Annotated in this window: 12 protein-coding genes; 9 read left to right on the forward strand and 3 right to left on the reverse strand. The window is 69.7% G+C overall.

What is annotated here, in order from left to right; all coding sequences use genetic code 11:
• Positions 1 to 103: 103 nt before the first annotated feature.
• The gene (locus tag IEY82_RS26860) at positions 104 to 1,456 is read right to left on the reverse strand and encodes an FAD-binding oxidoreductase (protein ID WP_189127077.1); all 1,353 of its coding nucleotides are present in this window, start codon (positions 1,454 to 1,456) and stop codon (positions 104 to 106) included.
• 109 nt (positions 1,457 to 1,565) lie between these two features.
• Here IEY82_RS26860 and IEY82_RS26865 point away from each other — a divergent pair, with 109 nt between their 5' ends.
• Entirely contained in the window at positions 1,566 to 2,090 is a 525-nt protein-coding gene (locus tag IEY82_RS26865) for a hypothetical protein (protein ID WP_189127010.1), read from the forward strand.
• Between the two features lie 43 nt (positions 2,091 to 2,133).
• Here IEY82_RS26865 and IEY82_RS26870 read toward each other — a convergent pair whose 3' ends face one another.
• The gene (locus IEY82_RS26870; RefSeq protein WP_189127011.1) at positions 2,134 to 3,339 is read right to left on the reverse strand and encodes an aspartate aminotransferase type Ic; all 1,206 of its coding nucleotides are present in this window, start codon (positions 3,337 to 3,339) and stop codon (positions 2,134 to 2,136) included.
• 213 nt (positions 3,340 to 3,552) lie between these two features.
• Here IEY82_RS26870 and ctaD point away from each other — a divergent pair, with 213 nt between their 5' ends.
• From ctaD to IEY82_RS26910, 8 genes are all read left to right on the forward strand, one after another.
• Positions 3,553 to 5,211: an aa3-type cytochrome oxidase subunit I gene (ctaD, locus tag IEY82_RS26875; RefSeq protein WP_189127012.1), complete on the forward strand. Its 1,659-nt coding sequence runs from the start codon at positions 3,553 to 3,555 to the stop codon at positions 5,209 to 5,211.
• A gap of 87 nt (positions 5,212 to 5,298) precedes the next feature.
• On the forward strand, positions 5,299 to 5,532 hold the full coding sequence (locus IEY82_RS26880; protein WP_189127013.1) for a hypothetical protein: 234 nt from the start codon (positions 5,299 to 5,301) through the stop codon (positions 5,530 to 5,532).
• Positions 5,533 to 5,538: 6 nt separating this feature from the next.
• Positions 5,539 to 7,272 (forward strand): fumarate reductase (quinol) flavoprotein subunit, encoded by a 1,734-nt coding sequence (gene frdA / locus IEY82_RS26885; protein ID WP_189127014.1) that lies wholly within the window; start codon positions 5,539 to 5,541, stop codon positions 7,270 to 7,272.
• Positions 7,265 to 8,005, forward strand: coding sequence for a succinate dehydrogenase iron-sulfur subunit (gene sdhB / locus IEY82_RS26890; protein WP_372459750.1), 741 nt, complete (start codon positions 7,265 to 7,267; stop codon positions 8,003 to 8,005). The genes frdA and sdhB overlap by 8 nt, the downstream gene beginning before the upstream one ends.
• On the forward strand, positions 8,002 to 8,391 hold the full coding sequence (locus IEY82_RS26895; protein ID WP_189127015.1) for a succinate dehydrogenase/fumarate reductase transmembrane subunit: 390 nt from the start codon (positions 8,002 to 8,004) through the stop codon (positions 8,389 to 8,391). The genes sdhB and IEY82_RS26895 overlap by 4 nt, the downstream gene beginning before the upstream one ends.
• On the forward strand, positions 8,388 to 8,729 hold the full coding sequence (frdD, locus tag IEY82_RS26900; RefSeq protein WP_189127016.1) for a fumarate reductase subunit FrdD: 342 nt from the start codon (positions 8,388 to 8,390) through the stop codon (positions 8,727 to 8,729). Before IEY82_RS26895 ends, frdD begins: the two co-directional genes overlap by 4 nt.
• 123 nt (positions 8,730 to 8,852) lie before the next feature.
• Complete coding sequence (locus IEY82_RS26905; RefSeq protein ID WP_225263806.1) at positions 8,853 to 11,600, forward strand: immune inhibitor A domain-containing protein; 2,748 nt, start codon at positions 8,853 to 8,855, stop codon at positions 11,598 to 11,600.
• An 81-nt stretch (positions 11,601 to 11,681) separates the two neighbouring features.
• A complete protein-coding gene (locus tag IEY82_RS26910; RefSeq protein WP_189127018.1) occupies positions 11,682 to 12,620 on the forward strand; it encodes a diacylglycerol/lipid kinase family protein in 939 nt (312 codons plus the stop codon).
• Between the two features lie 63 nt (positions 12,621 to 12,683).
• On the opposite strand, the gene IEY82_RS26915 is transcribed toward IEY82_RS26910, so the two are convergent.
• Positions 12,684 to 13,493, reverse strand: coding sequence for an SWIM zinc finger family protein (locus IEY82_RS26915; protein ID WP_189127019.1), 810 nt, complete (start codon positions 13,491 to 13,493; stop codon positions 12,684 to 12,686).
• Positions 13,494 to 13,495 lie beyond the last annotated feature (2 nt).

Below are 13,495 nucleotides of genomic sequence, written 5' to 3' on the forward strand. Positions count from 1 at the left end.
ACCAGCGTGACGATTGGTGCGTGGCCGGACCGTGCCAAATCTTTCACGTTTTGATGACGGATGTCAGTGTTTCGAAACGGAAACAGTCCCAGATAGGACCGGGTCAGATGGCCTTGCCCGGATTGAGCAGCCCCAGCGGGTCGAACACCGCCTTGATGCCCCGCTGCACCTCCTGGGTGAGCGGCCCGGACTCCAGCGCCAGCCACCGCTGCTTGAGCAGCCCGACGCCGTGCTCGCCGGTCAGCGTGCCGCCGAGCCTCAAAGCGTGCGTGAAGACCTCGTCGGCCGCCGCCCAGACCTCGGCAGGCGGCTCGGCCGTGCCGTGCTCGAAGATGAAGACCGGGTGCAGGTTGCCGTCGCCGGCGTGCGCGACGGTGCAGATCCGCACGCCGTGCCGTGCCGCGGCCGCCTCGATCGCGGTGATCATGTCCGGCAGCACCGAACGGGGCACGCACACGTCCTCCACCAGGCACGCGCCCAGCCGCTCCTTGGCCTGGTAGGCCATCCTGCGCAGGCCGATCAGCTCCTCGGTCTCCTGCGGGCTGGAGGAGACGGCGACGAACGACGCGCCGTTGTCCATGCAGAGCTCCTCCATCCGCCGCACCGCGACCTCGGAGTCGGACGCGTCGGACTGGCCGATCAGCATGGCGTTCGTGCCGGGCTCCAGGCCGATGTTGCGCCAGTCGTCGATCGCCTCCAGCGTGGCGCGGTCGAGCAACTCCATCAGCGACGGCTGGCAGCCGGCCGCCATGATCGCCGAAACCGCCGCGCCCGCGTCGCGGAGCGAGCCGAACTCCGCGGCGAACGTCGCGGGCGGCGCGGCCGGCGCCGGGCGCAGCCGTACCGTGGCCGCGGTGATCACGCCGAGCGTGCCCTCGGAGCCGACGAACAGCCCGGTCAGGTCGTAGCCCGTGACGCCCTTCATGGTGCGCCGGCCGGTGTCCAGGATCCGCCCGTCGGCCAGCACGACCTCCAGGCCGAGCGCCGAGTCCCGGGTCACGCCGTACTTCACGCAGCGCAGCCCGCCCGCGTTGGTCGCCAGGTTGCCGCCGATCGTGGAGATCTCGTACGACGACGGATCCGGCGCGTACATGAGCCCGTGCTCCCTGGCCGCCCGGTCGAGGTCGGCGGTGATCACGCCGGGCTCGACCACGGCGATCTCGTCGGCGGGGGAGAGCTCCCTGATCGCGGTCATCCTGGCCAGCGACAGGACGATCGCGCCGTCCGTCGCCGTGGCGGCCCCGGCCAGGCCGGTGCCCGCGCCGCGCGGCACCACGGGCACCCGGTGCTCCGTGGCCCACCGGAGCGTGGTGACCACGTCGTCACGGGAGGTGGCGAGCACCACGCCCAGGGGCTTGCCGGGCTCGACGAACGTGCGGTCACGAGCGTAGGAGCCGGTCACGTCGGGGTCGGTCAGGACGCGGCCGGCGGGCAGGGCGTTCGCCAGGATTTCCATCGGTCTCACAGATAGAAGCCTATGGTTTGCGTGGACCGGTGCTTAAGGCCAGACTGCCCGGGTGAAAGTGATGTGCCCGATGTGCGCCCATGCTGACCAGGTCGCTTCCGTGCCGGGGACCGTGGCCGAGGGCACCACGTACCGGATCGGGCGCGTCCGGCTGCCCGGCGAGCGCGACATCGCCGACCTGCCCACGGCGGCGTCACTGGGCGCCTCCAAGCGGCTGATGAGCCGCACGCAGCTCGCGGTGTGGCTGTCGTTCCCGAGCCGTCACTACACGCCGTGGGTCCGCAACCAGGGCTGGGTGCTGCTCATCATCGCCGCCCTGGTCCACCTGGTGGTCTCGCTGGTGATCGCGATGGGCAAGGACACCGGCTGGGGCGAGGTGCTGCTCGCGCCGTTCTGCCTGACCGGGGTGTTCTGGCTGTTCGGCGTGCTGCAGGTGGTCGGTTCGTACGGCGCGCGCAAGCGGGACCTGGCCGAGGCCCCGGCCAGGGAGCAGGCGTTCGGCGTGTGGCAGCGCCTCTACTACTGCCGCCGCGACAACGTCGCCTTCGAGCCGGGCGTGGACGTGTCGTTCCACCCGAGCGAGACCAGGGAGTACATCTTCGGTTTCCGGCGTACCCGCGTCTGACCGCCCTCCCGGTGTGGCGGGAGGGCGGCGCGAGCGGCGGCCGTCAGCCCCGCTCCTCCGCGACGAGACGCACGCACACCGCGAGCCCGGCGATGGCCTGCTCAAGCTCCTCCAGGTCGGGGTAGGTCGGCGCGATCCTGATCGTGCTGTCGGCGGGGTCGGTGCCGTAGGGGTGGGTGGCGCCGGCCGGGGTGAGCGCGATGCCCGCGGCCTTGGCCTTCGCCACGACCTCGCCGGCGTGCGGCACCTCCAGGCTGATGAAGTAGCCGCCCCGCGGGCTGGTCCAGGTGGCGAGCCCGCCCAGCTCCTTGGCCAGGACCCGGTCGACCAGCTCGAACTTGGGCCAGATCAGCTCGGCGTGCCGCCGCATGTGCGCGGCCACACCCTCGGCGTCGCGCAGGAACTCCACGTGGCGCAGTTGGTTGAGCTTGTCGGGCCCGATCGACTGCTTGCCGGTGTTGGCCAGGAACCACGCGACGTTGTCCGGTGAGGAGCCGAAGAAGGCCACGCCGGAGCCCGCCAGCGTCACCTTGGACGTGGAGCCGTAGACGAACGCCCGGTCGGCGTGGCCGTGCTCGGCGCAGAGCGCGAGCAGGTCGGCGAGCTCGGCGGGCGTGTCGGTGAGGTGGTGGACCGCGTAGGCGTTGTCCCAGAAGATCCGGAAGTCGGGCGCGGCGGTCTCCATGGCGGCCAGCCGGCGCACGGTCTCGTCGCTGTAGACGATGCCGGAGGGGTTGCTGTACTTGGGCACGCACCAGATGCCCTTGACGCTCGCGTCGGCGGCGACGAGCCGCTCGACCACGTCCATGTCGGGGCCGTCGGCGCCCATCGGCACCGGCACCATCCTGATGCCGAGCCGCTCGCAGATGGTGAAGTGCCGGTCGTAGCCGGGGACCGGGCAGAGGAACGTGATCTCCGGCTCCTCCACCCAGCGGCGGACGGCGCCGGGGACGGTGGAGAGCAGGGCGTGCACGACCGTGTCGTGCATCATGGCCAGGCTCGCGTTGCCGCCCACGACCAGCTGCGCGGCCGGCACCTGGAGCAGCGGCGCGAACAGCTCGCGCAGCTCGGCCAGGCCCTGCAGGTTGCCGTAGTTGCGGCCGTCGGTCCCGTCGGCCGCCCGGTAGGAGGCCGGCAGCCGGAGCATGTCGTTGGAGAGATCGAGCTGGCGCGGGGACGGCTTGCCGCGGGTCAGGTCGAGCGAGAGGCCACGCTGGACGAGGTCGGCGTAGTCGCGCTGGGCGTTCACGAGATCTTTCTCCTCCGATCGGTACGGATACGAAGGATAGAAGACGCGGACACCGGACCTGGAACCGGTTTCGCGATGTGGATGGCCCAGATCGGCGCGTCGGGCGCGTCGCGGCACGGGCAATGTCGCCGAACCGCTTCCCGAGCGGCGATCGTTGGCGTGAAATGGATGGGAATCGGGGCAGGCCACCACTCCAGTCGGAGGGAGCAAGCCGTGACCACTGTTCGCGAGACCTCGATCGAGCAGGTCAGACGGCGTCGCACCGGGACCGTGATCGCCTCCTGGCTGTCGACGACCGACCACAAGGTCATCGGTTACCTGTACTTGATCACGTCGTTCGTGTTCTTCCTGGTGGCCGGCGTCATGGCGATGGTGATCAGGGGCGAGCTGGCCCAGCCGGGCATGCAGCTGGTCGACCAGCAGCAGTACAACCAGCTGTTCACCATGCACGGCACGATCATGCTGCTGCTGTTCGCGACCCCGTTGTTCGCCGGGTTCGCCAACGTGGTGATGCCGCTGCAGATCGGCGCTCCCGACGTCGCCTTCCCCCGGCTGAACGCGGTCGCGTACTGGCTGTTCCTGTTCGGCGGGCTGATCGCGCTGGGCGGGTTCGCCGCGCCGGGCGGGGCGGCCGACTTCGGCTGGTTCGCCTACACGCCGCTCGCCTCGGCCACCTACTCGCCCGGCATCGGGGGCGATCTGTGGATCATGGGGCTGGCGCTGTCGGGTCTCGGCACGATCCTCGGGTCGGTCAACTTCGTCACCACGATCATCGGGATGCGCGCGCCCGGCATGACGATGTTCCGGTTACCGCTGTTCACCTGGAACACGCTGCTGACCAGCATGCTCGTGCTGATGGCCTTCCCGGTGCTGGCCGCCGCGCTGCTGGTGCTCGAGTCGGACCGCAAGCTCGGCACCCAGGTCTTCCTGGCGGAGAACGGCGGGCCGCTGCTCTGGCAGCACCTGTTCTGGTTCTTCGGCCATCCCGAGGTCTACATCATCGCGCTGCCGTTCTTCGGCATCATCACCGAGGTCATCCCGGTCTTCAGCCGCAAGCCGATCTTCGGGTACATGGGACTGGTGGGGGCGACCATCGCCATCGCCGGGCTGTCGATGACGGTGTGGGCGCACCACATGTTCCCCACCGGGCAGGTGCTGCTGCCGTTCTTCTCCTTCATGACCTTCCTCATCGCGGTGCCCACGGGCGTGAAGTTCTTCAACTGGATCGGCACCATGTGGCGGGGCCATCTCAGCTTCGAGACCCCCATGCTCTTCTCCATCGGCTTCCTGGTGACGTTCCTGCTCGGCGGGCTCACCGGGGTGATCCTGGCCTCGCCGCCGCTCGACTTCCACATCAGCGACACCTACTTCGTCGTCGCCCACTTCCACTACGTCGTCTTCGGCACCGTGGTGTTCGCGATGTTCGCCGGGTTCTACTTCTGGTGGCCCAAGATGACCGGCAAGATGCTCGACGACCGGCTCGGCAAGGTGCACTTCTGGACGCTGTTCGTCGGCTTCCACACCACGTTCCTGGTGCAGCACTGGCTGGGCGCGATCGGCATGCCGCGCCGCTACGCCGACTACAGCCCGGGTGACGGGTTCACCGCGCTCAACGAGATCTCGTCGGTGGGCGCGTTCCTGCTCGGCGCCTCGACGCTGCCGTTCCTCTACAACGTCTGGAAGACGGCCCGCCACGCGCCCAAGGTCACGCTCGACGACCCGTGGGGCTACTGCAACTCCCTGGAGTGGGCCACGTCCTGCCCGCCGCCCCGGCACAACTTCACCTCGATGCCGCCCATCCGTTCCGAACGGCCCGCCTTCGACCTGCACTACCCGCACGCGCCGAAGGAGCCGAAGGAAACGCTCGGCTGACCCTTTCCCGGCGAAGGTCACGGTGCTTGTGTGGAGGTGACGTTTCGCCAAATTTTCGCCAAAGTCCGCCATCTAAGGAGATCGGCGATGACAGGCACGAAGACCCCCTTCGCCCCCGAGACGGCCCCCTGCGGGAAGAGGTCCGGCGGTGAACGCCTGTTCGACGACGACGGCTACGGCCTGGTGATCCGCGACCAGTTCTTCGACTGCGGCTGTCGCCGGATCCGGCACGAGTACCACGACGGCAGCATCCACCTGTCCGTCGTCCGCCACGACGGCAGGCGCGTACGAGACCAGAGCGAACCCGACCGCGGGAAGTGAACGCAGATGATCGATGTGCTCATCGTCGGAGGGGGTGGAGCGGGTCTGCGCGCGGCCCTCGCGGTCGCCGAGACGGACCCGGCGCTGAAGGTGGCGGTCGTGTCGAAGGTCTACCCGATGCGCAGCCACACGGTCTCTGCCGAGGGCGGCGCGGCGGCCGTGATCGGCGTGGGAGACACGCTCGACGAGCACTGCTACGACACGATCTCGGGCGGCGACTGGCTGTGCGACCAGGACGCGGTCGAGGCGTTCGTGGCCGAGGCGCCCCGGGAGCTGATCCAGCTGGAGCACTGGGGCTGCCCGTGGAGCCGGGAGGCCGACGGCCGGGTCGCGGTCCGCCCGTTCGGGGGCATGAAGCGGATGCGCACCTGGTACGCCGCCGACAAGACCGGGTTCCACCTGCTGCACACCCTGTTCCAAACAACCCTGAAATATCAGGACATCATCAGGTACGACGAGTGGTACGTCACCACCCTCGTCGTCGACGACGGCCGCGTCCACGGCGTCGTGGCCCTCGACATCAGGACCGGCCGCGTCGAGACCATCGCCGCCCGGACCGTCATCCTGGCCACCGGCGGCGGCGGCCGGGTCTTCCCGTTCACCACCAACGCCGCGATCAAGACCGGCGACGGCATGGCCCTCGCCTACCGGGCGGGAGCCCCGCTCAAGGACATGGAGTTCGTCCAGTACCACCCGACCGGCCTGCCGTTCACCGGCATCCTCATCACCGAGGCGGCCCGCGCCGAGGGCGGCTGGCTGATCAACAAGGACGGCTACCGCTATCTGCAGGACTACGACCTCGGCCGCCCGACCCCCACTCCCCGGCTGCGCGCCATGGAGCTCGGCCCGCGCGACCGCCTGTCCCAGGCGTTCGTCCACGAGCAGCGGAAGGGCCGCACGGTCGACACCCCGTACGGGCCGGTCGTCTACCTCGACCTGCGGCACCTGGGGGAGTCGAAGATCGACGCCCGCATCCCGTTCGTCCGCGAGCTGTGCCGCAGCTACCAGAACCTCGACCCGGCCACCGACCTCATCCCGGTCCGCCCGGTCGTGCACTACATGATGGGCGGGGTCCACACCGACCTCGACGGCGCGACCACGATCGCCGGGCTGTTCGCCGCCGGCGAGACGGCCTGCGTGAGCATCAACGGCGCCAACCGGCTCGGCTCCAACTCGCTCCCGGAGATCCTGGTCTTCGGCCGCCGGGCCGGCGTCGCCGCCGCGGAGTTCGCCCGTGCCCACCGGGAGAGCGAGCCGCCCGCCGTACGGAGCCAGGGAGACGACGAGGCGCGGCGGCTGGCGCGGACGCGTGAGGGGTCGCGCACGGGAGAGCGGATCGCCGACCTGCGCGAGCGGATGCAGCACGCGCTCGAAGGCGCGGCCGGGATCTACCGCACCGGCGACGAGCTCACCAAGGCCGTGGACACGCTGGCCGACCTGCGTGAGCGGGCGCAGGAGGCCCGTCTCGAGGACACCAGCGCGACGTTCAACACCGAGCTGATCAACCTGCAGGAGCTGTGCGCCATGCTCGACGTCGCGCGGACCGTCGTGGCCTGCGCGCTGGGCAGGCAGGAGTCGCGCGGCGCCCACCAGCGCACCGACTTCCCGGCCAGGGACGACGAGACCTACCTGGCGCACTCGCTGGTGCACCGCGCGCCCGACGGCACGCCGTCGGTCGGCCTGCTACCCGTGACGATCACCCGCTGGCCTCCAGGCGAAAGGGTCTACGGCCGTGACTGACGCCGAGCAACCGGCCACGATCAGGCTGGAGGTCGCCCGCTACCGTCCGGAACAGGACAGCGAGCCGGTCTTCCAGGGCTACGACGTGCCGCTGATGGACGACTGGGCGGTGCTCGACGGGCTCGCCTACGTCAAGGACCGGCTCGACGGCAGCCTGTCCTTCCGCTGGTCGTGCCGGATGGGCATCTGCGGCTCGTGCGGCATGAACGTCAACGGCGAGCCCCGGCTGACCTGCGGGTCGTTCCTCGCCGAGTACGGCGACGGCCCCATCAGGATCGAGCCGCTGAAGGGCTTCCCGGTGATCAGGGACCTGGTCGTGGACATCGACGACTTCCTGGACAAGCTCTCGTCGGTGCGCCCCTGGCTGATCAGGGAGGGCGAGGAGCCGCCGCTGACCGCGGAGTACGCGCAGACGCCCGAGCAGCTCGACGCCTACAAGCAGTACAGCATGTGCGTCAACTGCATGCTGTGCTACTCGGCCTGCCCCGTCTACGTGCTGGACCCCGACTTCCTCGGCCCGGCGGCCATCGCGCTGGCCCAGCGCTACAACCTCGACTCGCGCGACATGGGTGACCGGTTCGACGTGCTCAACCTGGACGAGGCGGTGTGGGGGTGCGTGTTCGTGGGGGACTGCACGCGGGTGTGCCCCAAGCACGTGGATCCGGCCGAGGCCATCCAGCGCTACAAGCTGACCGCCGCGCTGCGCTCGGTGCTGCCCTGGAGCAGGCGATGACGGTCCGGGCGCCGTACCGGCCGCCCCGGGACAGGCTGTGGTTCACCCGGACCCGCTCCGCCACGGTGTTCGTGCTGCGTGAGCTGACCAGCGTGTTCGTGGCCTGGTCGGTGGTCTTCCTGCTGCTGCTCGCCGACGCCGTGCTGAGCGGGACCACGCGGGAGTTCGCCGCGCTGGCCGCCCGGCCCTGGATGATCGCCCTGAACGTGGTGGCGCTGGCCGCGACCGCCTTCCACGCCGTCACGTTCCTCAACCTGGCGCCCAAGGCCACCGTGGTCAGGCTGGACGGCTGGCGGGTGCCCGACTGGGTGATCCAGGGCGGCAACCACTCGGCCTGGCTGGTGATCTCCGGGCTGATCGCCTACTTCGTGCTGAGGTCGTCGTGAAGCGGACCCTGGAGCCGTACCTGTGGCTGCTGTTCAGCGGCGGCGGGGTGGTGGCGGCGCTGGCGCTGCCCGTGCTGGTGCTGCTGTTCGGGGTGCTGATGCCGCTGGGGGTGGTCGACTGGCCGTCCGCCGGCCATCTGACCGCGCTCCTGGACCACCTGCTGGTACGGCTCGCGCTGGTGGTCGTCGTGGTGCTCTGCCTGTTTCACGCCGCGCACCGGATCAGGTTCACCAGTGAGGAGTTGCTGGGCATCGCCCGCTTCGACCTGGTGATCGCGGTGCTCTGCTACGGCGCGGCCGTCGCGGGCGGGGTGACCGCCGCCGTTGTGCTGTTGTGAAATGTCCTGAAATCATTACATTTCAGCTTTCCTCTTTACGGTGGCTTTACTCACCCTCTACCGTCCCGCATGGCAATACCTCATGGCCATGCGCCCGGCGATGCCGGGCAGAGAGGGTTCCCGGTGCATAGAAAAAAGCGCCTGTTAGCCACACTCCCGGCGGCCGCCCTCCTCGGAGCCGCACTCACCGCCCCTCCGGCGGCTCAGGCCTCCGTCGCGACGTACGAGCCGAGCGCGTCCGACTACTACATCAACTACGCGCCCCCGAGGGTCGAACCGGATCCCGGCGATCCGCGCCTTCCCGGCAAGAACGCCCGCTCTCTCACTCCGGCTCAGAAGATCGACCGCAAGTTCGCCAGCGGCAACCCGGTCACCGCCAGGGTCCTGGCGAATCGCGAGAACCAGGCCATCAAGACCGGCCGCAACCCCGCTGAGTTCATCTTCAAGAACGCCAAGCAGGCCAAGACCGCCAAGCTCCTGACCGTGCTGGTCGAGTTCAACGAGAACGCCAACGACGACTTCTCCGGCTTCAACCGGCTGCGCACCGTCGACAGCCCGCCGGACGACTGCCTCGTCGAGCCGCCCGGCACCCGGATGAACGGGCCGCTGCACAACACGATCCCCGACCCGGCCACGCTGCCGAACAAGGACAACAACTCCTTCTGGGTCAAGGACTTCAGCACCGCCCACTTCAACAAGATGCTTTACACCGACCAGGGCATCACCGAGCGCGTGCGTCCCGACCTGAAGGACCCGCGCGACGGCAGACCCGGCATCGACATCTCCGGCTTCACGCTGAAGAAGATGTACGAGGAGATGTCCAAGGGCGCCTACTCCGTCACCGGCTCGGCCGTCGGCTGGATCAAGGCCCCGCACTCCGAGGCGTGGTACGGCGCCGCCGCCTGCGGCGGCAATCCCCAGGACATGTCCGGCCACCCCGACAACCCGCTCGGCGCCGGGCAACTGGCCATCGACGCGGTCAACGTGCTCGCCCAGACCCAGCCCGACTTCCCCTGGGCCGACTACGACCTCGAGGACGTCTCCGACGCCGACGGCGACGGCAACTTCGCCGAGCCCGACGGCGTCATCGACCACCTCGTGCTCGTGCACGCCGGCAAGGACAAGTCCGCCGACGGCGGCGCGGAGGGCACCTACGCCATCTGGGCGCACTCCAGCGCGGTCGCCGGCGGCTACCAGGTGCCCGGCACCGACAAGAAGATCTCCAACTACATCGTGCAGCCCGAGGACTCCGGCGTCGGCGTCTTCGCCCACGAGTACGGCCACGACCTCGGCCTGCCCGACCTGTACGACACCTCCGGCTCCGGCAGCTCCGCCGTGGACTTCTGGGACCTGATGTCGAGCGGCTCGCACTCCGGGCCGATCTTCCAGTCGATGCCCACCCACATGGGCCTGTGGGACAAGTGGGTGCTCGGCTGGGCCAACCCCAAGGTCTTCGACCCGGGTGACCGCAAGGGCCTCGTCACCGTCGGCCAGTCCTCGCGCACGCCCAAGCTCACCCAGGACGGCGTCCGGGTCAACCTGGCGTCCGAGCCGCTGAAGATGATCGACCCGCACAGCGGCGCCAACGCCTGGTGGTCCGGCATGGACCAGGAGTGGGCCAACGTCTCCCTGGTCCGCGACGTGCAGGTGCCCGCCGGCACCGACGTCCGGTTCTGGATGTGGAACAACTACGAGATCGAGTCCGACTGGGACTTCGGCTTCGTCGAGGTGTCCACCGACAACGGTCAGACCTGGGCCCAGCAGAAGGTCTTCGACGAGGCCGGCACCGAGGTCACCACCCCGGACGACTACCCGGACCCGAACAAGAACCTCAAGACGTTCGGCGACAAGAAGTACGGCCTCACCGGTGACACCCCGGGCTGGAGGCACGACTACGTCAACCTGACCCCGTTCGCCGGGCAGACGGTCAAGCTGCGGCTCGTCTACAACACCGACGCCGCCTTCACCCCGCGCGGCTGGCACGCCGACGACTTCCAGCTCACCAACGGCGGCACCGCCGTGTGGAGCGACGACGTCGAGGGCGGCGCGAACGGCTGGCACGCCTCCGGCGGCACGTTCACCAACACCAGCGGCCAGGGCTGGACGATCAACAACGGCTCGCGTGAGATCTCCCGCTTCTACCTCGCCGAGTGGCGCAACTTCGACGGGTTCGACAAGGGCCTGCAGTACGCCTACGACACCACGTACTCGCGTGACGGCGCCTGGAAGGTGGAGAAGGTCAAGTACAACGCCCCCGGCCTGCTGGTCTGGTACCGCGACTCGACCTACACCAACAACGTGATCGTCCCCAACCTCAACCTGCCGCCGAGCATCGGCAGCAAGGGCACCCTGCTCCTGGTCGACTCCCACTTCGAGCCGCTACGCCGGGACGGCGCCGCGGCCACGAAGGACCCGTCCAGGAACAAGAACATGGAAGGGCGTACACAGACGTCCAACGCGGCGTTCTCCTTCGGCAAGACCTACCCGCTCAAGGAGTGCCTGGAGGCGCCCGACGAGCCGTTCAGCGAGTACTGCACCGAGATCAAGGCGCTCAAGGGCGTCTCGCAGTTCACCGACGCCAAGACCTGGTATCCGGGTCTCGAGGTGCAGAACGGGTCGCTCTTCTACCGTGACTTCGACGCCTCCGTCGTGGTCCCGTCCAAGGACGACCAGATGTACACCACCCGCGTCGTGAACCTCGACGGCACCCCCGCCACCGAGCTGTACGGCACGGACCTCGGCGACGGGCACATCCTCGGCACCGGCAACCCCGGCGACGAGGGCAAGGCCCTGGGCGTGCAGTTCCAGCTGGTCTCGCCGCTGCCGGGCAACCTGGCCGCGGTCATCCAGGTGACGCCGCCCAAGAAGTGACCCTCCGGGGCCGCCGGGACCCCCTCCCGGCGGCCCTGAGGCGACCTCAGGCACCGGCCGCTACGCCTACGATTGATGACCATGAGCGAACTGCGCACCAAGGCCGAGCACACCGAGGCGATCCGCACGGAACGCCGGGTGGCGGTGGTGGTCAACACTCGCTCCCGGCGGGGCCGGCGCCACTACTTTGAGGTGATCGACCAGATTCACGCGCTCGGCATCGAGCCGCTGGCCGAGATCGGCGTCTACAACCCCAAGCGGCTGCGCGACCTGCTCGACACCGCCCTCGCCACCGGCCCCGACCTGCTGGTCGTGGGCGGCGGCGACGGCACCCTCTCCTCGGCCGTCCGCCACGTCGCCCACCGCGACGTCGCCCTCGGCGTGCTGCCGCTCGGCACCACCAACAACTTCGCCCGTAGCCTCGGCCTGCCGCTCGACCTGGCCGGCGCGATCCGGGTGTTCACCACCGGCAAGGTCGCCGACATCGACCTCGGCATGGCCGACGACCGGCCGTTCGCCAACCTGGCCAGCTTCGGCGTCTCGGTCGAGGTGGCGGGCAAGGTCAAGCCCTGGCTCAAGCGCGTCATCGGCCGCCCCGCCTACCCGCTCACCGCGCTCACGATCCTGCCGGGCCACACGCCGTTCCGCGCCTACATCACGGTCGACGGCGAGCGCCACGAGCTCCTCACCCACCAGCTCAACATCGCCAACGGCCGCTTCCACGGCGGCTGGCAGGTGGCCAAGGACATCAGCATCGACAACGGCCTGCTCGTCGCCTACCAGCTCGGCTCGGGCAAGAAGCTGCGGCTGCTCGTCGAGACCCTGGCCCGCGCCACGACCGGCCGCTGGCGCAGCCTGGCCGGCGGCCCGTTCGTCACGGGCCGCGAGATGCTGCTGGAGACCGACCCGCCGATGGCCGCCGACGTCGACGGCGAGGTGCGCCTGCGCACCCCGATCCGCCTGCGCGTGGTGCCCAACGGCGTCCGCGTGATGGTGCCCGCCTCCTTCGAGGACAGCTGACCCGTACGACGGGGTGTGCCCGAGCCGCCAGGACGTCCCGCGGGACGCGGCCGTGAGCCCGCGTCAGGTCAGCGCTGCGCCGGCCTGCCAGGCATCACCCAGGCGCAGGTAGGCGGGGGTCAGCGCCGGGGCCAGGTCGCCGGGCGGCGGGAAGACGCGCAGCAGCAGATCGGGTGCCGCCGCCGACGGGCGGCGCTCCGGCCGGTGCGCCGTCGCGCCCGGCGCGTAGAAGTCGGCCAGCCGGTCGGCGAACGGCACGTCCTCCACCTGTGACAGGCCGGCCGCCGCGGGCTCGTCGGCCAGCGACCCCAGCAGCTCCTCCCGGCCCCGGCCGCGCCAGGCCAGCACCAGGAACGGATCGTCGTCGAACGACTCCGCCAGCAGATACAGCACCGCCGACAGGTGCTTGCACGGGAAACCCCAGTCGGGGCACGAGCAGTCCATGTCGAGGTCGCGCGGGAACAGGTCGACGCCCAGCGCGGCGAACACCTCCTCGATCTCCGTCGGCATCTCGCCGGCCAGCAGTTTGGCCCGATGCACCGCCTGCGCCGCGATCGCCTCCTCGATCGACGCCCACCGCTCCTCGTCGTACGCCTCGATCCTGATCGTGACCCGGTAGGGCTTGGGCCGCGAGCCCTGGACGGACGCGCGGACCAGGCCGGGGGACAGGTCGATGGACAGGACCTGCCCCTTGCGCGCGTAGGCGCGCCCGCGCGTCAGGCGGCCCTTGTCGCAGACCCGCTCCAGGATGTCGATGAACCGTCTCGACCACCAGGTGGAGCCGATCGAGCCGCGTTGCGTGCGGGCCCGGATCCCGCCCTCGACACTGATCGCCCTGGTCGCCTCGAACCAGCCGTCCCTGCCGATCGGCATGC

This window comes from Nonomuraea cavernae, assembly GCF_014646355.1.
GTDB lineage: Bacteria > Actinomycetota > Actinomycetes > Streptosporangiales > Streptosporangiaceae > Nonomuraea > Nonomuraea cavernae.